We start from the raw sequence: 21,413 nt of genomic DNA on the forward strand, positions 1-21,413 counted from the left end.
GCCCCGGCGGGCCGGACCGGCGTCAGGGCTCGTCCATCTCCGGATAGAGCGCGCGGGAGCAGTCCGGGCAGATGCCGTGGGTGAAGTCGGCGTCGCTGTGGGCCGAGATGAAGGCCTCGATCTGGTTCCAGTATCCGTTGTCGTCCCGGATCTTCTTGCACCTGGCGCAGATGGGCAGCAGCCCGGAGAGCGTCTTCACCTGGGCCAGGGTCTCCTCCAGGCTCCGCCTCAGCCCGCGCTCGCGCTCCAGGGCCTGCCGCAGCTTGACGTGGATGGCGACCCGGGCCAGGAGCTCGGCGCCGCGGAAGGGCTTGGTGACGTAGTCCACGGCCCCCAGGCGGAACCCCTCCTGCAGGTCCTCCAGTTCGGCCTTGGCGGTGAGGAAGATCACGGGAATCTCCCGTACGGCGGCGTCGGCCTTGAGGCGGCGGCAGACCTCCAGGCCGTCCACGTCGGGCATCATCACGTCCAGCAGGATGAGGTCGGGCGGCTCCACCTTGACCATCTCCAGGGCCTTGGCGCCGTCCATGGCCATGGAGACCCGGTAGCCGGCCTTGTCGAGAAGGAGGGCCAGCACCTGGAGGTTACGGGGGATATCGTCCACGATGAGGATGTGGGGAAGGGCTTCGGGCACGTTCATGTTCCTGGGATGGGTCCAGTCTACCTGCACTGGGCGCGGATGGCCTCCACCACTTCGGGGAAGCGCCGGAAGGTCGCCGGGAGGTTCTCCATGTCGAACGCGCCGGCCTGGTCCAGGACCTGGCCGGACCAGGACTTCAGGCCCGGCTCCCGGAAGGTGTCCGCGAGCGCCGACATGCGCGCGGAAAAACCCGTCATGCGGTCGATGAAGAAGGAGTCCTTGAGCTGGCCCCACTCCACCAGCGCCTCGCCCTCCAGTTCCGCCAGGAGCCGCGGCAGGGCGGCGCGCACCTCGGGGGCCAGCTCCGCGGGGGCGCCCGGCCCGGCCTCCGGCCGGCAGGGAAGGTACTTCGCGATCTCCTCGGCGAGCCTGGACCGGGATATGGGCTTGCGCAGGAAGCTGTTGGCCCCGCTTTCCCACACCGGCGTCTCGTCGGCCTGGGTCGTGGAGGCGGTGAGGATGATGACGGGGATGGCCCTCAGGCGGTCGTCGGCCTTGAGGATCCGCGTGGCCTGGACGCCGTCCATGACGGGCATCCGCAGGTCCATGATGATGAGATCGGGGAGGATCCTCCGGGCCACCTCGACGCCCTGGGCGCCGTCGGCGGCCTCCTCGAAGCGGAAGGGGAAGCTCTCGAAGAAGTGCTTGAGCAGTTCGCGGTTGGGCCTCACGTCGTCCACCAGGAGCACCGTGGCCGGCAGGAACTCGCCCCGGAAGGGCGCCTCCAGGTCCTCGTGCACGGCGTCCTCGCTGGAGACGGCCACGCCGTGGAGGAGGAGGGTGAAGGTGCTGCCCAGGCCTTCGGTGCTGGCCACCCGCAGCTCCCCGCCCATCATGCCGGCCAGGCGCCGGCAGATGGCCAGGCCCAGGCCCGTGCCTCCGTACCGGGACGCGTCCTGGCCCGAAACCTGGTGGAACGCGTCGAAGATCGTCTCCAGCTGCCCGGGGGGGATCCCGATGCCCGTGTCCCGCACCTCGATGGCCAGGTCCACGGTGTCCGGGCCCCGTCCCCACGCCCGCAGGGTCACGCAGACCGAGCCCTTCTCCGTGAACTTCACCGCGTTGCCCACCACGTTGAAGAGGACCTGCCGGAGGTGCACCGGGGAGACGACGAGGATCCTGGGCAGCGCGGGATCCTCCTCCACCCGGAGGTCCAGCCCCTTTTCCCGGCAGCGCAGCGAGAAGGTGTGCACCACGTCCCGCACGAGTCCGGCCGCATGGGTCGGGGCGTATTCCAGCTCCATGCGGCCCGCCTCGATCTTCGAGAGGTCCAGGATGTCGCCGATGATGCCCAGGAGGGCCTTGCCGCCGCTGGAGATCGCCGCGAGGTGTTCCCGCAGCCGGGGCTCGGCGACCTCGTCCCTCAGGATCTCCGAGTAGCCCAGGATGGCGTTCAGGGGGGTGCGGATCTCGTGGCTCATGTTGGCCAGGAATTCGCTCTTGGACCGGGTGGCGGCCTCGGCCTCCGACTTGGCCAACTCCAGCTGGGCGGTCTTGCGCCGCAGCTGCTCCGTGCGTTCCACCACCTTGCGCACCAGGACCCGCCGCGCCAGGCGGCTGCGCCAGAGGCGCCACTGGATCACCAGGTTGAGCGAGAGGGCCCCCAGCGCGACGTAGCCCATGTAGGCCCACCAGGTGCGGTAGAAGGGCGGGAGGAGGCGGAAGGAGACGGCGCTGGCCGGGGCCACCTGGCCGTCCCCGTTGCGGGCGGCGACCAGGAAACGGTAGGAGCCTTCGGGGAGGTTGGTGTAGTCCCGGAAGGTCTCCGAGGTCCAGGGCGACCAGGCCCGGTCGTAGCCCTCCAGGCGCACGCGGTACTGGGTGGCGGATTCCGGGGATCCGCCGGGGGCCGCGAACTCGAACCGCAGCGTGTTGGAGGCGAAGGGCAGCCGGTCCGATCCGTTCCAGGCCCCCTCCCCGCCGAAGAAGGTCTGCCGCCCGGGACCGGTGACCCGGCGCACCAGCGGCCCCGTGTTCCAGGGCAGGCGGAACTCCTGGCCGGGATCGTACCGCACGAGGCCTTCGGGCCCGCCCATCCAGACCGCGCCGTCCTCCTCGGGCAGGATGGCGTACACGGTGGCGTCCCCCAGGCGCCTCGAGGGCCCCTTCTCGAACCGGAACGGGAGGCCGGGGGCCGCCGCGGCGTAGCCGGTGTCCCGCTCCTGGGTCCCCTCGTCATGCGCGTGCATCCAGATCCTGCCGCCGGGGCCTTCGACGACCCCGTCGGGATAGCGCGGCCCCTGGGGGAACAGCGTGGCGAACCGCGGATCGGGCTGGAAGCGCCGGGTGACCTCGTTGAACCGGTAGAACCCGGCGTGGGTGGTGAAGACCAGCCCCGTGGAGAGCTCCTTGACGAAGTCGTGGGCCAGGCTGGGCAGGCCCTGGGCGAGGCCGAAGGCCTCGACGCCCAGGGTCCCCCCGGGCCCGGGGGTCACGCGCCTCACCCCCGAGGACTGGGTGCCCACCCACAGGGCCCCGTCGTCGGCCTCCGCGAGCGTGCGCGCCTCGACCTTGAGGTCCGGGATCCGCCCCTCGTCCTTCCAGCGGGCGCCGTTCCAGCGCAGCAGGGCGACGCCCCCCGCGAGTCCGAGGAAGTACCGGGAGGCGTCCCGGCGCGAGGGCACGAGGCAGAAGGCGTCCCGCTCGCCGGCGGTGGAGAAGGCCAGGACAGCCCTGTCCCCCCGCGCCTCGAAGAGCCCGGCGTTGCTGCATGCGAAGAGCCGGCCCTTGACGGGACGGAAGCCCCACACCTGGCCGCGGATCCCGTCCACGCGCCGGAAGCGCCACAGGGGGCCTCCGGCGGGGATGGCGGCGGGGCCGGTCGCGGAGTTGGGCCGGTCGCGCCCCAGGACGAACAGGCCCTTGCTGGTGCCGGCGTACAGAAGCCCCGCGTGGCGGGTCAGGGCGTTGACGGTGCCCTCCAGGCCCGAGTCCTCGCCGAAGGTCGTGAAGGGTGACGGCCATTCCACTCTCGCGAGGCCCCGGTTCAGGCCGAGCCAGAGCCGCGAGCTCCGGTCCACGAAGACCCGGTTCACGAACTCCTCCTGCAGCCCCCCCTGCCGGTCCAGGCGCATCAGGAGCCGCCCCTGCCGGTCGAAGATCCACGCGCCTCCGCGGATGCCCGCCACCGCCAGGTTCCCGTCCCGCAGGATCGCCCCGTGGCTGATGGTGATCCGGGCCAGGTCGGCGTCGGCGTCGGTGGGGAACGGGAGGATGTCCCAGCCGTCGTAGAGGAACAGCCCCTGGTGGCTCGTGCCCAGGAGGATCGACTGTCCCGCGCCCCAGGGGAGCATGAAGTTCACCAGCTCCTTGGTGAACTTCCCCGCGCCGGCAAGCGGCTTGAACCGGCCCTTTTCCAGGACCACCGGCCCGATCCCGCGCTCGTAGAGGTGGATGCGCCCGCGGATCTTCCACGCCAGCGTGAACGAGGTGTCGGCCTTGAGGGTCTTCACGGTCTTCCCGTCGTACAGGAACAGGTACTCGCGGGTCTGGAAGTAGACGCCCTCCGGCGTGGGCAGCACGTTCCACACGTCGGAGAAGGACCGCGCCGAGGGCTCCACCAGGTCCTCCAGCGGCACGTACCGCAGCAGCCCGTTGGCGTCCGGGGCCAGGTAGCCGAACTCGTTCTTGGCGCCCACGAAGATGCGCCCGGTGGCGTCCATGCCCAGGGACCTCGCGGCGGTGCGGTTCCGGGTGGGGATCATCCGCCAGGTGTTGCCGTCGAACTCCAGGACGCCCGCCGTATTTCCCACGAACATGACGCCCCGGGCGTCCTCCACGAAGTCCCAGTTCTGGGGCGGGCCCGCGTACTCCCGGGGCCGGAAATTGGTGATGAAGGGAAGCCCCAGCTCCCCCGGCGGCCCCGCCCACAGCGCCGCCGCCAGGGCCAGGACGGCCAGCACGGGCCTCACGGCTCCTCGCCCACGAACCAGGGGTGGGCCTTGTAGTGCTCGAGGGCGATCCGCGTGGCGACCTTGAGGACGATCATCATGGGCACGGCGAAAATGAGGCCCACCACCCCGAAGGCGTAGCCGAAGGAGAGGATGGCCAGGAGTACCTCGAGCGGGTGGAGCCCGCTGGCGCGCCCCACCCACACGGGGGTGAAGTAGAGGGTCTCGGCCTTCTGCACCGCGGTGAACACCAGCGCCACCACCAGGAGCCCGCCGCCCGAGGTCCCGTTCACCGCCGCGAACAGCAGCGCCGGGGGCAGCGCGGTGATGTAGGGCGAATAGGGCACCACGTTGGAGAACCCCGCCACGAGCCCCAGGAGCCAGGCGTTGGGCACCCCCAGGAGCTGGAAGGCGAGGCCCTGGAGGAGGGACATGACCAGGGACACCGCCAATTGCCCGCGGATGTAGCCGCCCAGGCGCCCGTTGATCTCGCCCGCGATGCCCTTGGCCCGCTCCAGGTGGCGGCTGGGGACCAGGTCGTCCAGCTCCTGGAGGAGCTTGTGGCCCTCCACCAGCAGGTAATAGAGGATGAGGGGCACCAGGATCAGGGTGATGAGGGACAGGAGCCAGCCCAGGAGACCCGCGCCGGCCAGGCCCACCTCCTTCACGAGGGCCATGGGGTCCAGCCCCTCCAGTCCCTGCTTGATCTTGACCTGGACCACGGGGTGGGCCTGAAGCCAGGGGAGGTAGCGGCCTTCCAGGCGTTCCTTGAGGCCGGGCAGGGAGGCCACCAGGCGCTCCCCCTGGTCCCAAAGCAGGGGAACCAGGGCCCAGGCCAACAGCGCCGCCAGGGCCACCGCCCCCAGGATGACGAGGATCGACGCCCATTCCCGTCCCAGCCTCCGGGCGAACCGGGCCACCACGGGTTCCAGGACGTAGGCCAGGACCAGGGCCAGGAAGAAGGGCGCCAGGGCGCTGCGCAGGAACCACAGCGCCGCCAGGGCCGCCCCGGCCAGGGCCAGGAATCCGAAGGGGATCCGGACCTTCGCCGGCCCGCTCACGAGGGCTCCGTCACGTGGGTGGCCCGGAAGAAGTAGTGGACGCCCGAGGCGACGACCATGGCTGCGATGAGGTAGAAGATCCAGGGTACCAGGTACTTGTACCAGTCCCGGGGTCCCAGGTGGTTGAACAGCAGCGCCAGGGAGATGGCCACCAGCTCCACGAAGGTCGTGGCCTTGCCCAGCCAGGAGGGCGCGAACTTGCTGGGGTCGAGCCGTTCGTAGGCGACCAGGGCCACCAGGGAGATGAGCACGTCCCGGGAGATGGCGAGGATGGCGACCCAGGCGGGCACGCGGACGGTGTAGACCTCCCGGGGAAAGGCCAGGAGCACGAAGGCGGTCGTCATGAGGAGCTTGTCCGCGGCCGGGTCCAGGATGGCGCCCAGGGTGGATTTCTGGTTGAAGCGCCGGGCGAACCACCCGTCCAGGAGATCCGTGAGACCCGCGCAGGCGAACAGGACGCAGGCCTCAGTCGTCCGCCCGTACCACACGGCGATCGCGAAGAACGGTACCGCGCAGATGCGCAGAAACGTCAGGATGTTTGGAAATGTGATGACCATGGGAGCCGTTTATACAAGCATTGTAGCAATGGAACCTGGCGGTCTTGTGATTAGTGTCGCAGCATTCCCGCTTGTTTCAGGGACCTGTTGTTCTAGACTGGACGAACGGAGTTGAGATCATGTCTCATGTGCAAGCCAGAACCCTCAGCGACCTCCAACCGGGCGCCGAGGCAGTCGTAACCGAAATATTGGCGACGGGGAAAATCCGCCACCGTCTCCTGGAGATGGGGTTCGTCCGCGGCGCGCGGATCAAGGTGGAGAAACTCGCCCCCATGGGGGACCCCATGGAACTTGTGATCAAGGGTTACCACCTGTCTCTGAGGCGGGAAGAGGGTCAGTGCATCCTCGTGTCCGAGGAGACCTGAAATGACGACCCTGGCGCTTGCCGGCAACCCCAACTGCGGTAAAACGACCATCTTCAACGCCCTCACCGGCTCCCGGCACCATGTGGGCAACTGGCCCGGGGTCACGGTCGAGCGCCGCAGCGGCACCTTCGAGACGCCCCAGGGTCCTGTTGAGGTCGTGGACCTGCCCGGCACCTATTCGCTTTCCGCCCGCAGCGAGGACGAGCGGATCGCCGCCCTTTTCGTGGCCGACCCCAGCGTCGACGTCATCGTCAACGTGCTGGACGCCTCCAACCTGGAGCGCAACTTCTACCTCACCACCCAGCTCCTGGAGCTGGACCGGCCCATGGTCTTCGTCCTGAACATGATGGACGACGCCGAGGAGAAGGGCCTGAGGATCGACCTGCCCGCCCTGGAGAGGCTCCTGGGCGGCCCCGTGGTGCCCACCGTGGGCAACCGCGAGGAGGGCATCCAGAGCCTCAAGGACGCCATCCTGAAGGTGGCCGGCGCGTCCCTGGGCAAGCTGGCCTCCGTGAACTACGGCCCGGACATGGAGGGGGAGCTCCAGAAGATCCGCCAGGAGATCCTGCGGGACGAGGAGCTGGCCCAGTCCCAGCCGCCCCGCCGCCTCGCGCTGCAGCTGCTGGAAGGCATGCCCCACGCCCTGGAGCTGGTGGAGCGCAGCCACGCCCGCAAGGCCATCGGCGCGCAGGTCAAGGCCAGCCTCGCGTTCCTCGAGCCGCACCTGGGCGCCGACGGCTCCACCCTGCTGGCCGAGGGGCGCTACGGCTTCGTCCACGGCCTCGTGGAGGAGGTGGTCGAGCGCACCGACCGCAAGCACGCCGACATCACCGGCCGCCTGGATTCCCTGCTCACCCACCGGTACCTGGGCATCCCCATCTTCATCGCCATCATGATCGGGGTGTACACCGTCACGTTCGTGGTGGGCAAGTACCCCCAGGACTGGATCGCGGGGGCCTTCGGGTGGCTCCACGGCTACGCCGCGGCCCACCTTCCCGCGGGGGAGCTCTCCAGCCTCCTGGTGGACGGCATCATCCCGGGCGTGGGCGCGGTCATCGTGTTCGTGCCGGTGATCATGCTCCTCATGGGCTGCATCGCCTTCCTCGAGGACACCGGGTACATGGCCCGGGCGGCCTTCATCATGGACCGCCTCATGCACCTCATGGGCCTCCACGGCAGCCTTCATGGTCTTCACGCTCATCTACACCCCCTGCCTGGGCACGGTGGGCATGATCATGAAGGAGACCCGCAGCTTCCTGTGGGCCGGCTTCACCATCGTCTACGGCTCCGGACTTGCCTGGCTCATGGCCTGGCTGACGGTCGTGGGCGGCCACCTGCTGGGCTACGTGTGAGGATGAAATGACGCTTCAGCACTGGATCATGCTCGCCCTCGAAGGAGTGCCCCGCCAAGAAACTCGAGGCCATCCGCGCGAAGCTGGAGAATTCGCACTCGGAGGTGTGACTCACAGCTGCTGGCTGCTGCTCCCATCGGGAAGCTCGCCCGCTTCAACTCGTAGCGCTGCACCGGCGGGTGCGGTTCACTTCGACGGTCACGCCCAGGGGCCCGGATTCCAGCTTGCGGTACTGGTCCGCGATGGCCAGGCGCAGGGCGGAGTGGGAGGCCACCATGGGCTCGATGTTGAGGCCGGAGGCGAAGCGCGCGCTGTCCACCGCGTTCAGGTCCGAGGGATCCGCCATGGCCAGGACCAGGGACTTGGGCTCCTTGAAGGCCACGGGGAGGATCGTCATCTGCTCGGCCAGCCGGCGCGGGATCCGCTCGAGGACCGAGGGGAGGACGTCCAGGTGCTTCACGTCCAGGCGGGGCACCCCCGTCTGCTGGGCCAGGAAGTCCATGAGGGAGTCATCGCTGATCATGCCCATGGCCACCAGGTTGCTGCCCATCCGCCCCCCCGCGGCCTTCTGGTACCGGAGCGCCTCCTGCTGCTGGGCCGGCGTGATCAGACCGGCATCCACGAGCATTTCACCCAATTTCTTGGTCTCGGAGTGCATTTGGGTTGGACCTTTCCAGGTTACTATCCCAGAAGTTTAATCACAGTATGGCTCCGTTGCCCAGAAAGTTGTGAACATGGAAAAACAAGCGGAACTCCTCATCCGGGCCGCGCTTCATGACATGGCCAATGTCCTCGCGGGCATCCAGGGGATCCTGGAGCTGACGGATCCCGAGCGGCCCCTGGGGATCCGGGACAAGGACCGGCTGGACGCCGTCGTGGAGGAGGGCATGGCCACCCTGGCTCGGGCCCGCCATCTGGCCATGGGCACACTGCCGGAAGCCGGCCTCCAGGAGGGGCCCGACTGGCGCGCCCAGCTGCTGGACGAGCTCAAGCCCATGAGCCTCCTGTTCAAGTGCGAGTTCGTGCTGACGTTCGAGGACCGGGGCGGGCCCGACCGGTGGCCGGGCGCCATGCTCCGTTCCTACCTGCGGGCTGCCGCGCGCCAGGCGCTGCCCTACGTGCGGGGCCACCTACTCGAGATCCGGTGCGCCTCGGAACCCAACCGGTGGTGCATTCGCATGGACCCGGTGAGCCTCCTGCCCGAGGGGCTGACCGCCCAGAATCCGGACCGGCCGGGCGACATCAGCGCCCGCTGGGCCCTGGCCCTGGGACACACCCTGGGCATCACCCTGACCTGCGATGATGGAGGTCTGATGCTGCAGGCCCCCAGACCTTGAAAAGACCCGCCAAACCCGCGAAGACCCCCGACGACCCGCTGAAGCTCCGGCTGGACGCACTCCATGACCGCTACCTCGGGGAAGCCTCCCTTGCCCTGGATCCCCTGGTGATCCCGCGGAGCTTCGCGTCCGGGGGGGACCAGGAACTGGCCGCCTTCGTCGCCGCGCACCTGGCCTACGGCAGGGTCGCTCCCATGCTCTCGGCCATCGAGGCGGTCCTGGCGCCCCTCGGGGACCATCCGGCGGCCAGGGCCGCGGAGCCCGGCGCCCTGGACCATCTGCGGGCCGCCCTGAAGGGCTGGGCCTGGCGCTTCCACACCGGGGAGGACATGGCCCAGTGGATCCTCGCCTGGGTGCGCCTGTCCCGCGAGTCCGGGGGCCGGGGCCTGGAGCCCCACCTCGTCCCCCGGGAGGGCGCCACCGCGGACCAGCGGCTTTCCGCGCTGGTGCTGCGCCTGCGCCGGGAGCTCCCCGAAACGCCGGGACTGAGATTCAATCTGCCCGATCCGCTCCGGGGCGCGGCCTGCAAGCGGTGGCGCATGTTCCTGCGCTGGATGGTCCGGGACGAGTGGCCCGACCTGGGCCTCTGGCGCGACTACCCGAGGAGGGACCTGGTGGTGCCCCTGGATACGCATGTGGCGCGGATCTCGGGCTTCATCGGCATCGGCCGCCGCAAGACCCCCGACGGGAAGCTGGCCCGGGAGATCACCGAGGCGCTTCGCGCCATGTGCCCGGAGGATCCCCTCCGGTACGACTTCCCCATGGCCCACCTGGGCATCCTCGGGGACTGCCCCGGGGTGCGGCGCCTGCCGGGGTGCGCCGCGTGCCCCCTGGTGGACCTGTGCAGGGCGGGTGATCTTGCTCAAAAGTGACCCGGGGGATGCAGATCAGGCCTCCGTTCGGTTTAGACTAAGGAGAATCGAATTAACGATAGGAGTATCTTGTGTTGATCCTCGTCCTGAATGCCGGCTCGTCCTCGCTGAAATTCAATCTTGTCGACATGGAGGAGGAGAAGACCCTGGCGGAGGGCATCGCCGAGCGCATCGGCATCTCCGAAGGCTTCATCCGCTGGACCATCCAGGGCGAGAAGGGCCGCCTCGAGCTCGACATGGCCAACCACAAGAAGGCCCTCTCCGCGATCATGGAGCAGCTCAAGCACACCGTGCTGGGCGAGGACCGGGACGTGGACGCCGTCGGCCACCGCGTGGCCCACGGGGGCCCCAACTTCGGGGACTCCGAAGTGATCACCCCCGCGGTGCTCAAGGAGATCGAGGAGCTGGCCTTCTACGCCCCCCTGCACAACCCGGCCTCGGCCTCGGGCATCCGCACCGCCCAGGAACTCTTCCCCGGCGTGCCCCAGGTGGCGGTCTTCGACACGTCCTTCCATCACAGCATGCCCGAATACGCCTACACCTACGGCCTGCCCTACGAGCTCTGCCAGCGCCTGGGGCTGCGCCGCTACGGGTTCCACGGCACCAGCCACCGCTACGTGGCCGAGCGCACCGCCAACCTCATCGGCAGGCCCCTGGACGCCACCAAGATCGTCACCTGCCACCTGGGCAACGGCTCCAGCATCACCGCCGTGCACAACGGGCACAGCGTGGACACCTCCATGGGCCTCACGCCCCTGGAAGGCGTGATCATGGGCACCCGCAGCGGCAACCTGGACCCGGGCGTCCTCACCACGCTCATGGAGCAGGAGAAGCTCGACGGCCCCGCCCTGTCCGCCCTGCTCAACAAGAAGTCCGGCCTGCTGGGCATCTCCGGCGTCTCCTCGGACTGCCGCGAGGTGGAGGAGGCCATGGACAAGAACAAGCGCGCAAAGCTGGCCCACGAGGTGCTGTGCTACGGCGTCCTGAAGTACGTGGGCGGCTACGCCGCCGCCATGAACGGGGTGGACGCCATCTGCTTCACCGCCGGCATCGGCGAGAACTCCCCCGGCCTGCGCAGCTGGATCTGCAAGCGCCTGGGCTTCCTCGGCGTGGCCATTGACGAGGAGATCAACGCGACCCGCAGCAAGGCGGACCGGTTCATCTCCACCCCCGATTCCAAGGTGGCGGTGGTGGTCGTGCCAACGAATGAGGAACTAATGATCGCCCGGGAAGCCAAGCGGCTGACCTCCGGGAAATAGCACCCGCTCGGTCGTACTTCCGCCGCCGGGGACCGTTCCCCGGTCAGGCGGGAGCGTTGGCCGATCCAGCCCCCGTGGCCGCCGAATGGGCGGTTCCCCGCCCCCTAAACGGGGGGAAACTTGGGACGTAGTCAATTCAGTTCCAGGTTCATGGACATGCGGGAGAGGTTATGAAGAAGCGCTGGTGGATCGTTGGCGTGGCGGGCTTCCTGGTCGTGGGCGGATTGCTCGTGGCGGCCAAGAGCACCCACAAGCCCAAAGGGAACCAGGAGACGCCGTTCCGGCTGGGCAAGGTCCAGGCCGAGGACCTCCAGGTCAGCGTGCGGGAAGTGGGCGTGGTGGATCCCTTCGTGAAGGTGGACATCAAGTCCACGGTCAGCGGCCGGGTCCTCTCCTACAAGGTGCGCGAGGGCGACATGGTCACCGCAGGCGAAGTGCTGGCGGAGGTCGAGCCCGACGTGAACCAGGCCCAGACCCTCTCCGACGTGCAGGGCAGCGTTTCCTCGGCCAAGGTGGCCTTCATGAACGCGGATAAGGACTTCAAGCAGCAGGAGGCGCTCTTCAAGGAGGGCCTCGTGTCCGAGCAGGCCTTCCGTTCCTCCAGGACGGCCCGGGACATGGCCTCCGAGACCCTCAAGTCCGCCCAGACCCGCTACCAGATCGTCGAGGACCGGGGCATCCCCATCGCCGGCAACGCCTCCACCCAGCACGCCAAGGTCATCAGCCCCATGAGCGGCATGGTCATCAAGAAGGGCGTGGAACTGGGCGACACCATCATGTCGGGCGTGAACAGCTTCAACGCCGGCACCGTGGTCTACACCGTGGCCGACCTGAAGTCGCTGATCATCAAGGTCAACGTCAACGAGGTGGACGTGGCCAAGGTGCAGGTGGGCCAGCCCGTGCGCATCACCCTGGACGCCTTCCCCCAGCGGACCTTCAACGGCCGCGTGCGCTTCGTGTCCCCCGCCGCCGAGCTGGTGGACAAGATCAAGGTCTTCAAGGTGGAGATCAAGCTGGACGAGCTCAGCGACGCCTACCGCACCGGCATGAGCGCCAACGTCGAGATCCTGGGCGAGAAGCGCGACAAGGCCGTGAGCGTGCCCCTGGAGGCCCTGCAGCGCCGGGACGGGGGGACCGTGGTGTTCCGCCTGAAGAAGGACCTCGATCCCCAGAAGATGGCGGCCGCCAAGGAAGGCCTCTCCGGCCGCTCCAAGTTCGTGTGGCTCTCGGACCACTGGCGCGACTACTTCGACGTGGTCCCCGTGAAGGCCGGCATCGCCACCCTGGAGCGGGTGGAGATCATCTCGGGCCTGAACAAGGACGAGCAGGTGTGCCTCGAGGACCCCACCCGCAAGAAGGTGGAAAAGGACGAAGACAACTTCTAGGGTCTGTTCGGAATGTAGGAGGCCCCGCGATGGTGGCACCGGCCATGGCAAGACAAGGCCCGCGAGGAGGGCGATTCGGGAAATCGTTCGACGAGCGGAACGCAGGATTGCCGTGGCCGATGCCACCACCCGAAGGGCGGCGTCTGGAGGCCCGCTTATCGTGTGCAAGTCCCTTGAAAATATGCCCTATATTTCCCGCGGGCCTTGCGCCCGATCATCGGGCCTCCAGACGCCGTCGCGGGGCCTTCTACATTCCGAACAGACCCTAGCTGGAGCCACCATGCCGCTCGTCATCGAAACGCGGGAGATCACCAAGGTCTTCGGCGCCAACGGCACCGCTGTCCACGCCCTGCGCGGCGTCGACCTCCAGGTGGAAGCCGGCGAATTCATCGCCCTCATCGGCCCCAGCGGTTCCGGAAAGTCCACCCTCATGGCCATCCTGGGCTGCCTGGACCGCCCCACCGGAGGCAGCTACGAGCTGGACGGCCACCCCGTCCAGGGCCTCTCGGGCGGCGACCTGGCCCGCATCCGCAACACCAAGATCGGTTTCGTGTTCCAGGCCTACAACCTGCTGCCCAAGGCCTCGGTGGTGCGCAACGTGGAACTGCCCATGCTCTACGCCGGGGTGGGGCGCAAGGAGCGCCGGGCCCGGGCCATGGAGATGCTGGACCGCGTGGGCATCGCCGAGAAGGCCATGAAGCTCCCCGGCGAACTCTCCGGAGGCCAGAAGCAGCGCGTGTCCATCGCCAGGTCCCTGGCCAACCGCCCCACCATCCTCCTCGCCGACGAGCCCACCGGGGCCCTGGATTCCCACACCGGCGCCGAGATCCTCGACCTGTTCAAGGAGCTCAACCGCCAGGGCAACACCGTCATCCTCGTCACCCACGACCTGGGCATCGCGGCCATGGCCCAGCGCAAGGTGGAGATCCGCGACGGCCTCATCGCCACGGGCGAACCCCAATGAGCGGCTCGGGCGCCTTTCGCGAACGGCTCCTGGAATCCTGGGTGGAGATCCGGGAGAACCTCGGCCGCTCCATCCTCCAGGCCCTGGGCGTGATCCTGGGCGTGGCCTCGGTGCTGGGGGGCTTCTCCATCTCCGACAGCCAGCGGGCCCAGAGCGACCGGCTCTTCGTGAAGCTGGGGGGCCTGGACAAGCTCAACGTCCAGCCCAACGCCATCGTCAAGGACGGCCAGGCCACGGCGCTCCAGACCGCCAACCGCGGCCTGCGCAACGACGACGCCGTGAACGGCTCGGACCTGGACACCAAGGCCGTGGCCGGCGTGAGCGTGCGCAAGAACGCCAGGGCCCGCACGAAGAGCGCCTACGCCGACCAGGACCGCCAGCTCACGGGCATCGGCGCCGACTTCATTCCCATGGAGGGCTACGCCGTGGCCACCGGGCGCTCCTTCAGCGCCACGGACCTGGACCAGGGCGAGGCCGTGGCCATCCTCGGCGCGGAAGCCGCCCAGACCTACTTCCCCGCGGGCGACGCCCTGGGGCAGGTGCTCACCATCGGCGGCATCCCCGTGACGGTGATCGGCACGTTCCAGGAGCGGGTGTTCCGCTTCCGGGAGGGCCAGGGCAACATCTTCCGCTGGCGCAACCGCATCATCGCCCTGCCCTCGGCCTTCGTGCAGAAGCGCATGCAGGGCGACCAGTACCGCCGCACGGACCGGGTCACCTTCCGGCTCCCCGAGGTCAACGCCATCCAGGGCTTCGCCAAGGGCCTCACCGCCTTCCTCAAGGCCAGCCACCGCCAGCAGGAGGACTTCCGCCTGGACGACGTGGCCGCGCGCATGGCCAAGCGGCGCAGCCAGGGCGACGTCTACAACATCATCTTCCTGCTCTCGGGCGTCCTGGCCCTGCTGGGCGGAGGCATCGTGAACGTGAACATCCAGATGGCCTCCCTCAAGGAACGCGTGCGCGAAGTGGGCGTCAAGATGGCCATCGGCGCCTCGGGCCGGGAGGTGTTCAAGGGCTTCATGACCGAGGCCCTGCTCCTCACACTGCTGGGCGCCTTCCTGGGCCTCTCCGCCGGCGTGCTCTTCTCCTGGACCATCTGCCTGAGCCTGGGCGTGCCGCTCTACATGCGGGCCTCGAGCTTCGTGTGGGCCTTCCTGCTGGCGGCCGTCTTCGGCTTCGCCTTCGCCCTGTATCCCGCGTGGAAGGCCAGCCGCCTCTCCCCCATGGAGGCCCTCCGCTATGAGTGAAATGACGACTCCCGTGGCCGCGCGGGGCATCGGGCACCAGGCCGCGCTGGCCTGGGAGGTGGTGGTCAGCGGCCTGACCGAGCTGTGGGCCCACAAGATGCGGTCCATCCTGACCCTCACGCTCCTCATGCTGGGCGTCTTCGCCCTGGTGGTGATGACCTCCGTGCTGGACGGCATCCTGGACAAGATCGGCACGGGCTTTTCCGGCATGAGCTGGGACGGAACCCTCGTCGTGGCCCCCAAGACCGCCGAGACCTCGGACGAGCAGAAGCGCTTCGCCATGAGCCCCGGCCTGCGAATGGAGGACGTGCCCCGCCTCACCGCGCCCTACGACAAGGTCATGGCGTTCATGCCCCGGGCCGTGAAGCAGACCAGTGTGCGCGTGGCCAGCGGCAACGAGCGGATCATGGTCGCGGGCAACGTCCCCGACTACATCCCCGTCATGAACCGCAGGATCGCCTCCGGGCGCGGCCTCACCGAGGACGACCAGAAGCGCCGCTCCACCGTGGCCGTGCTGGGCGCAAGCCTGGCCTCCAAGTTCCTGGGCGGGGCGGACCCGGTGGGCAAGGACATCATGGTCGACGGCATCCCCTTCCGGGTGGTGGGCGTCCTGGCCCCCCTGATGATCTTCAACGAGGACTCCTGGGTGGACGCCAACGGCATGCTCATCCCCCTGGAAGCCTACATGGACCGCCTGGACCCCACCCACAAGCTGAGCCAGCTGGGCGTCAAGCTCAAGGCCAAGCGGGACGCCAAGGACGTCACCGCCCTGGTCCTGGGCCGGGCCAAGCAGGCCCACCACGGGATCGAGGACGTGGAGATCCTGGACCTGGACGCCGAGGCCGCGCGCAGCTGGCAGAACTTCCTGCAGCAGATGCGGGGCTGGACCATCGTCCTCATGAGCCTGGCGGGCACCGTGCTCCTGGTGGGCGGCGTGGGGGTGCTCTCGGTGATGCTCATCTCCTTCTCGGACCGCCGCTACGAGATCGGCCTGCGCAAGGCCCTGGGCGCCTCGGACCAGGAGATCTTCGTGCAGTTCCTCCTGGAAGCGGCCGTCCTGGCAGCCCTCGGCGCCCTGACAGGCACCCTGGCGGGCGGGGCCCTGTGCAAGGCCCTCTCGAGCAATTTCCCCTACGGTCTCGTGGTGAATATGTATGGCCTCCTCATGGCCTGGGGCGTGGCGTTGGCGCTCTCCCTGGTGTTCGGCATGTATCCCGCATTCAGGGCCATGCGACTCAGCCCCATGGAAGCCATGCGTTAATCATTCAAGCCGGGAACCGCCTCCCCCTGCGACCTTGACTCAACCCAGGTTTGACCTACCTTAGCCTCGGTTTACCAGCGAGGGCACGAACGTGGGCACCTACCCTGTTCAGCCGCTCTCCACCGACCGGCACGTCCACCTCAGAGACTGGGGCGGCCAGGGTGTGCCTCAACGGAAAAGGCCGCCCCCGAGGAGGCGAAATGAGCACGATGCAAGCTACTCATAACGGCGTGTCCACGGAAGAGCTCACGGCCCTCATGGACAAGGTCAAGGCCACGCCCGCCATGGGCAAACTGATGTTCCGGTCCCGCTCCAAGTGGATCAACGGCGCCCACTCCCAGAGCACCTTCGATTCCCACTACGCCCTGGGCAAGGAGCACAAGCGGAACACCCCGGTCTTCCTGGAGGCCGACGAGCCCGCCACCCTGCTGGGGACCGACGTGGCCCCCAACGCCGGCGAGGCGGCCCTGCACGCCCTGACCAGCTGCCTGAACGTCACCTACGCCTACAACGCGGCGGCCATGGGCATCGATATCCACAGCCTGAGCTTCGACGTGGAGACGGATACCGACCTCCGGGGGTTCATGGAGCTGGACAAGAAGATCCGGCCGGGACTTTCACAGATAAGGGTCAAGGTGAACCTGGCCTGCAACGGCACGCCCCAGCAGGTGAAGGAGCTCCATGAGGCCGTGATCCGGACGTCGCCGCTGTACGACACCTTCAAGAATCCGGTCGATATAAAAATGAAATACTAGGCTCGTCTCGGCGAGCCTCGGTCCTTCGGCCGCCTCGGCGATGCATTCTGTTTCAAAACCGTGCGGCGCATCAAACCTTTGCGCCGCATGAGTAAAGAAAAGAAAGGCATCGCCGAGGTGGCCGAGGGACTGAGGCTCGCCGAGGAGAGAAAGGGCTAGTGGGCGAGTCCCTTCAGCAGTTCCCTGTGGAAGGCGTCGGGGTCCTGGAACTGGGGGGCGTGGCCCAGGCCGGGGAACTCGACCAGCCTGGCGCCGGGGATCGCCTTGGCGGCGCGGCGGCCCAGTTCGGGGTAGTTGCCCAGGCGGGCGGCCACGGCGGGGGGGGCGGCGTCCTTGGCGATGACGGTGATGTCCTTCTGGCCGATGAGCAGGAGGGTGGGGACCGTCAGCTTCCCGAACTCGTACACCACGGGCTGGGTGAAGATCATGTCGTAGATGAGGGCGGAGTTCCACGCCACCAGCTCCCTGCCGGGGCCCCGGAAGAGGCCCGCCAGCATGCCCACGGGGACCTCGAACTCGGGGCGCCACTGGCCGGCATAGTAGGTGGCCTGCTCGTAGGCGCGGATGCGCTGGGCGGTGACGCCCAGCTCCCGCTGGTACCACTGGTCCACGGACAGGGACGGGACGCCCTCGGCCTTCCAGTCCTCCAGGCCGATGGGGTTCACCAGCACCAGCTGCTCCACCTGGGCGGGAAACATCAGGGCGTAGCGCACGGCCAGCATGCCCCCGGTGGAGTGGGCCACCAGGGCGGCCTTCGGGATGCCGAGGGAGGCCAGGAGGGCGCGGGTGTTCCGGGCCAGCTCCTGGAAGGTGTACTGGAAGTGGGCGGGCTTGGTGGACTTCCCGAAACCGATCTGGTCGGGGGCCACGACCCGGTAGCCGGCCTTGGCGAGCACGCGGATGGTGGCCTCCCAGGTGCCGGCGGTGAAGTTCTTGCCGTGGAGGAGGACGACGGTGCGGCCGTTGGGGACCTCGGGGGCCACGTCCAGGTAGGCCATGCGCAGGGGCGTGCCCTGGCTGGTGAAGGCGAAGCGGTGGACGGGGAAGGCGTATTCGAAGCCCTCCAGCTCGGGTCCGTACACGGGTTCCGGCGGCGCGGAGGCGAAGGTGAAGGCGGCAATCAGGCACAGCAGGGACGCCCGCAATGGGATCATACTGGTTCCTCCCACGCCTAACTTCACCCTGGAGGCCATCCATGTCCACTACTTTACGCATCGCGTCCATCCCCGGCGACGGCATCGGCAAGGAGGTCATGATCGAAGGCATCCGCGTCCTGGACGCGGCCGCCTCCAGGTTCGGCTTCAGGATGGACTGGAAGCACTTCGACTGGTCCTGCGAGTACTACGCCAAGCACGGCGCCATGATGCCCGCCGACGGCATCGACCAGCTGCGGCCCTTCGATTCCGTGTTCCTGGGCGCCGTGGGCTTCCCGGGCGTGCCCGACCACGTCTCGCTGTGGGGGCTGCTCATCCCCATCCGCCGGGAGTTCGACCAGTACGCCAACATCCGCCCCGTGTACCTCATGCCCGGCGTGAAGTCCCCCCTGGCCGGGCGCGAGCCCGGGAGCATCGACATGATGATCGTCCGGGAGAACACCGAGGGCGAGTACGGCACCAAGGGCCACTTCGAGAACAAGGGCACCGAGGACGAGCTGGTCGTCGGCGAGGCCACCTTCACCCGCAAGGGCGTGGACCGCATCCTGAAGTACGCCTTCGAGCAGGCCATGACGCGCGGCAAGCACGTCACCTCGGCCACCAAGAGCAACGGCCTGGCCATCACCATGCCCTACTGGGACGAGCGCTTCGCCCTCATGGCCAAGAACTACCCCGAGGTGCGCGTCGACCAGTACCACATCGACATCCTCACGGCCCAGTTCGTGAAGAACCCCGACTGGTTCGACGTGGTGGTGGGCTCCAACCTCTTCGGCGACATCCTGTCGGACCTGGCCCCGGCCTGCGCGGGCACCATCGCCATCGCCCCCTCGGCCAACCTGAACCCCGAGCGCGTCCACCCCTCCATGTTCGAGCCCGTCCACGGCTCGGCCCCCGACATCGCCGGCAGGGGCATCGCCAACCCCGTGGGCCAGATCTGGGCCGGGTCCATGATGCTCGACCACCTGGGCCAGCCCGCGGCGGGCGCCGCGATCATGCGGGCCATCGAGAAGGTGCTGGCGGAAGGCCCCCGGACCCCCGACCTGGGCGGCAAGGCCACCACCGTGGACATGGGCAAGGCCATCGCCGACGCGCTCTAGACTAGGGAATTTCCGGAATTCGCGGCCAGGACCTTAATTGGTCTTGGCCGTTGTTGGGTACGGGGGTAGGCTTGAGGACTGGGCCTGGCTTAGGTCCTTTGGGAGTCGTGTCGACACATGAGCAAGCAGCGCGGCCTTGGAAGCCTGGCGGACCTCGCCAAGATCCTGGAAGAAGCCTCTGATCCTGGTTCCGATCATCGGGAGGACAAGAGGGAGTTGAAACCCAAACCCACCGCCACGCGGAAGGGGGGCGGAGTCAAGCAGGTCCGCGCCCTGGACCCGAAGCGGAAGCTCTGGTACGAAAAGCGCCTCCGGGAGCAGGCCGAAGCGGCCACGGAGAACGCCGCCGAGAGCCCCAAGGGACCCGAGCGCGTGCACACCCCCGGCATCACCCGGGCGGCCGCCACGCGGGTGGGGGGCAGCCTCCTGGAGAGCCTGGCCAACGCCGCCAAGGACGCCAAGGCCAAGAACGAGGGCGGGAAGAACCGCGCCGAAGCCTGGCGACGCAAGCCGGGCGATCCGATCTTCTAGTGGCCAAGCCCGCGATCTCCCCGGACATCCTCGCCGCCATCCGAAAGGCCAAGGAAGCCCCCGCCGCCGCGCCCAAGGCGGAGGCCAAGCCCAAGAGCTCCCTCACGGAGCGGGAGAGCATCCGCCCGGCGCGCACGTCCATCGCCCACCAGAACGGCGGCAACAAGGGGAAGTGACCTAGCGGGCCATTATGTCCCGGTAGGTCGTTTCCACGTCGCGGGCCTGGTCCGGCCGCCCGATCAGGCGCAGGGTTTCGACCAGGGGCGCGACCAGCGCCGGGCCCAGGGCCTCCCAGTCCTTGCGTTGCTCTTCCACGTAGGTAGTCGTCGTGTTCCTGCGCTGCGCGAGGCGGGCCCGCCAGGCCGCGTCCAGCCACCGGGCCAGCTCGGGGTAGTTGCGGTCCCGGCGCAGCTCCTCGGTGACGGCCCGGAGCACCTCCAGGGACAGGCCCCCCATCCACCGCTCCCGGCTGGTCCAGAGGGTCAGGGTCCCGGAAAAGGCCACCACCGAGGGGCGTTCGGGATGGAAGCGGGCCCAGGCCAGCCAGGCCTTCCACACGGCCTGCTGGTTCGGCCAGCTGCGGAGCAGGGACTCCAGACGGGGCAGGACCTGCTGGGCGGACCACTGCCACAGGGCCGGATCGGGCTTCCAGGGGGCGTCGGGGCCGAAATCCAGGGGGTAGTCCTGGAAGCCCATTTCCGCCGGCGGGAAGGCCGCCCGGGCATCCTCCGCCAGGACCCGCTCCAGCCGGGGTTCGGGCATGCGCGCCTTCAGCAGGGCCAGGCGGGCCCGGCGGGCGCCCAGGTGGGTGGGGTGGCGCTCCAGGATCCGATCCAGGCGCTGGAGTTTGGAGGGGCGCTCCCGCTCCAGGATCCCGGCCAGCAGGCCGGGTTCCGGGCATTGGGTGCCCGAAGCCACGGATTCCTCGCCCAGGAGCAGCACCCAGCGGGGCTCCGGGCCCCAGCCCATCCGGACCCGGAGGGCATCGGCCTCCGCGGGGGCCAGGGTGGTCCAGGCCAGTTCGGCCCGGGACCAGGGGAGGAGGGCCTCGGAACTGCGAACGGCCTCCCAGCCCTTGAGCCAGGCGGGGGCCCCCAGCAGGGCGAGGCGCGGGGCCGGCGGCAGGGGCGGCATGGGGGGGCGGGGGCGGACGGGTTCCTTCATCGCCTCCTTGAAGAGGGTCTGGTTCACCACTTTCTCGCCTACGAAGAAGTCGAGGGAGGTCCCGGTGATCTGGCCGTCCCAGGACCGCGCGTCGGCGATGGCCTCCCGGGCTTCCTTCCCGGGTCCGGCCCAGCTCCAGGAGGGGCCGGACCTTCATGGCGGCGACCAGGGCCTTGGCCGTGCAACGGGACTCCCAGTCGGCGGAGGAGCGCACCTCCCCCTCCCTCACGAGGGCCGGATTATCCAGGAAGGCGAGGATCCCCTCCCAGTCCCCCGCCGCTTCCCGGGCGGCCAGGCAGGCCCGAAGAAGGGTCAGGGGCGGCAGGTCCAGGTCCGGGAGCGCCACCCGGTCCGGCAGGTCCCGCAGGGGCCGCCCCGCGGCGGTGCGGAAACTGGCTAGGCGCCCCTCGAGCGAATGTTCCACCTCGCTCCGGGCGAAGGCCTCCTCAAGGTCGGCCGCGAGCCGGGAACACACGTCCCGAATGCGGGGGGATTCCTGGGCCCCTGCGATCACCAGAAGGA

20 protein-coding genes are annotated in these 21,413 nt (G+C 68.7%); 13 read left to right on the plus strand and 7 right to left on the minus strand.

Going from position 1 to position 21,413, the window contains the following annotated elements; translation table 11 throughout:
- Positions 1-22: 22 nt before the first annotated feature.
- From RAH40_RS09825 to pgsA, 4 genes are read right to left on the minus strand one after another with little or no spacing between them, the layout of a single operon-like run.
- Positions 23-634 carry a response regulator gene (locus RAH40_RS09825; protein ID WP_306601929.1) on the minus strand — a complete coding sequence of 204 codons (612 nt, stop codon included), beginning with the start codon at positions 632-634 and terminating at the stop codon, positions 23-25.
- Positions 635-660: 26 nt separating this feature from the next.
- Positions 661-4,551: an ATP-binding protein gene (locus RAH40_RS09830; RefSeq protein ID WP_306601930.1), complete on the minus strand. Its 3,891-nt coding sequence runs from the start codon at positions 4,549-4,551 to the stop codon at positions 661-663.
- On the minus strand, positions 4,548-5,591 hold the full coding sequence (locus RAH40_RS09835) for an AI-2E family transporter (RefSeq protein WP_306601932.1): 1,044 nt from the start codon (positions 5,589-5,591) through the stop codon (positions 4,548-4,550). The genes RAH40_RS09830 and RAH40_RS09835 overlap by 4 nt, the downstream gene beginning before the upstream one ends.
- On the minus strand, positions 5,588-6,148 hold the full coding sequence (gene pgsA / locus RAH40_RS09840; RefSeq protein ID WP_306601933.1) for a CDP-diacylglycerol--glycerol-3-phosphate 3-phosphatidyltransferase: 561 nt from the start codon (positions 6,146-6,148) through the stop codon (positions 5,588-5,590). The genes RAH40_RS09835 and pgsA overlap by 4 nt, the downstream gene beginning before the upstream one ends.
- Before the next feature lie 119 nt (positions 6,149-6,267).
- On the opposite strand from pgsA, the gene RAH40_RS09845 reads away from it, so the two are divergent.
- Together RAH40_RS09845 and feoB are read left to right on the plus strand one after the other, a co-directional pair.
- Complete coding sequence (locus RAH40_RS09845) at positions 6,268-6,513, plus strand: FeoA family protein (protein WP_306601934.1); 246 nt, start codon at positions 6,268-6,270, stop codon at positions 6,511-6,513.
- A gap of 1 nt (position 6,514) precedes the next feature.
- A complete protein-coding gene (gene feoB / locus RAH40_RS09850) occupies positions 6,515-7,876 on the plus strand; it encodes a ferrous iron transport protein B (RefSeq protein WP_306601935.1) in 1,362 nt (453 codons plus the stop codon).
- A 143-nt stretch (positions 7,877-8,019) separates the two neighbouring features.
- Here feoB and RAH40_RS09855 read toward each other — a convergent pair whose 3' ends face one another.
- Positions 8,020-8,493 carry a hypothetical protein gene (locus RAH40_RS09855; protein WP_306601936.1) on the minus strand — a complete coding sequence of 158 codons (474 nt, stop codon included), beginning with the start codon at positions 8,491-8,493 and terminating at the stop codon, positions 8,020-8,022.
- A gap of 106 nt (positions 8,494-8,599) precedes the next feature.
- On the opposite strand from RAH40_RS09855, the gene RAH40_RS09860 reads away from it, so the two are divergent.
- The 8 genes from RAH40_RS09860 to RAH40_RS09895 all read left to right on the plus strand — a co-directional run bounded on the left by RAH40_RS09860 (position 8,600) and on the right by RAH40_RS09895 (position 16,945).
- Positions 8,600-9,202, plus strand: a complete 603-nt coding sequence (locus tag RAH40_RS09860) for a hypothetical protein (protein WP_306601937.1) — start codon at positions 8,600-8,602, stop codon at positions 9,200-9,202.
- Positions 9,199-10,074, plus strand: coding sequence for a TIGR02757 family protein (locus RAH40_RS09865; protein WP_306601938.1), 876 nt, complete (start codon positions 9,199-9,201; stop codon positions 10,072-10,074). Before RAH40_RS09860 ends, RAH40_RS09865 begins: the two co-directional genes overlap by 4 nt.
- 71 nt (positions 10,075-10,145) lie before the next feature.
- Positions 10,146-11,333, plus strand: coding sequence for an acetate/propionate family kinase (locus tag RAH40_RS09870; protein WP_306601939.1), 1,188 nt, complete (start codon positions 10,146-10,148; stop codon positions 11,331-11,333).
- Between the two features lie 170 nt (positions 11,334-11,503).
- A complete protein-coding gene (locus tag RAH40_RS09875; RefSeq protein ID WP_306601940.1) occupies positions 11,504-12,718 on the plus strand; it encodes an efflux RND transporter periplasmic adaptor subunit in 1,215 nt (404 codons plus the stop codon).
- 280 nt (positions 12,719-12,998) lie between these two features.
- Positions 12,999-13,682, plus strand: a complete 684-nt coding sequence (locus tag RAH40_RS09880) for an ABC transporter ATP-binding protein (RefSeq protein ID WP_306601941.1) — start codon at positions 12,999-13,001, stop codon at positions 13,680-13,682.
- A complete protein-coding gene (locus tag RAH40_RS09885; protein WP_306601942.1) occupies positions 13,679-14,929 on the plus strand; it encodes an ABC transporter permease in 1,251 nt (416 codons plus the stop codon). Before RAH40_RS09880 ends, RAH40_RS09885 begins: the two co-directional genes overlap by 4 nt.
- Positions 14,922-16,190 (plus strand): ABC transporter permease, encoded by a 1,269-nt coding sequence (locus RAH40_RS09890; RefSeq protein ID WP_306601943.1) that lies wholly within the window; start codon positions 14,922-14,924, stop codon positions 16,188-16,190. The genes RAH40_RS09885 and RAH40_RS09890 overlap by 8 nt, the downstream gene beginning before the upstream one ends.
- Positions 16,191-16,390: 200 nt before the next feature.
- The gene (locus RAH40_RS09895; protein WP_306601944.1) at positions 16,391-16,945 is read left to right on the plus strand and encodes an OsmC family protein; all 555 of its coding nucleotides are present in this window, start codon (positions 16,391-16,393) and stop codon (positions 16,943-16,945) included.
- Between the two features lie 155 nt (positions 16,946-17,100).
- Here RAH40_RS09895 and RAH40_RS09900 read toward each other — a convergent pair whose 3' ends face one another.
- On the minus strand, positions 17,101-18,099 hold the full coding sequence (locus tag RAH40_RS09900) for an alpha/beta fold hydrolase (protein WP_306601945.1): 999 nt from the start codon (positions 18,097-18,099) through the stop codon (positions 17,101-17,103).
- Between the two features lie 41 nt (positions 18,100-18,140).
- On the opposite strand from RAH40_RS09900, the gene RAH40_RS09905 reads away from it, so the two are divergent.
- The 3 genes from RAH40_RS09905 to RAH40_RS09915 all read left to right on the plus strand — a co-directional run bounded on the left by RAH40_RS09905 (position 18,141) and on the right by RAH40_RS09915 (position 19,903).
- Entirely contained in the window at positions 18,141-19,196 is a 1,056-nt protein-coding gene (locus RAH40_RS09905; RefSeq protein WP_306601946.1) for a tartrate dehydrogenase, read from the plus strand.
- Between the two features lie 117 nt (positions 19,197-19,313).
- Positions 19,314-19,727 (plus strand): hypothetical protein, encoded by a 414-nt coding sequence (locus tag RAH40_RS09910; RefSeq protein WP_306601947.1) that lies wholly within the window; start codon positions 19,314-19,316, stop codon positions 19,725-19,727.
- Positions 19,727-19,903, plus strand: a complete 177-nt coding sequence (locus RAH40_RS09915; protein ID WP_306601948.1) for a hypothetical protein — start codon at positions 19,727-19,729, stop codon at positions 19,901-19,903. The genes RAH40_RS09910 and RAH40_RS09915 overlap by 1 nt, the downstream gene beginning before the upstream one ends.
- A gap of 1 nt (position 19,904) precedes the next feature.
- On the opposite strand, the gene RAH40_RS09920 is transcribed toward RAH40_RS09915, so the two are convergent.
- Positions 19,905-20,918 carry a hypothetical protein gene (locus RAH40_RS09920; RefSeq protein WP_306601949.1) on the minus strand — a complete coding sequence of 338 codons (1,014 nt, stop codon included), beginning with the start codon at positions 20,916-20,918 and terminating at the stop codon, positions 19,905-19,907.
- Between the last annotated feature and the right edge of the window lie 495 nt (positions 20,919-21,413).

Source organism: Geothrix sp. 21YS21S-2, from assembly GCF_030846775.1.
Classification (GTDB): domain Bacteria; phylum Acidobacteriota; class Holophagae; order Holophagales; family Holophagaceae; genus Mesoterricola.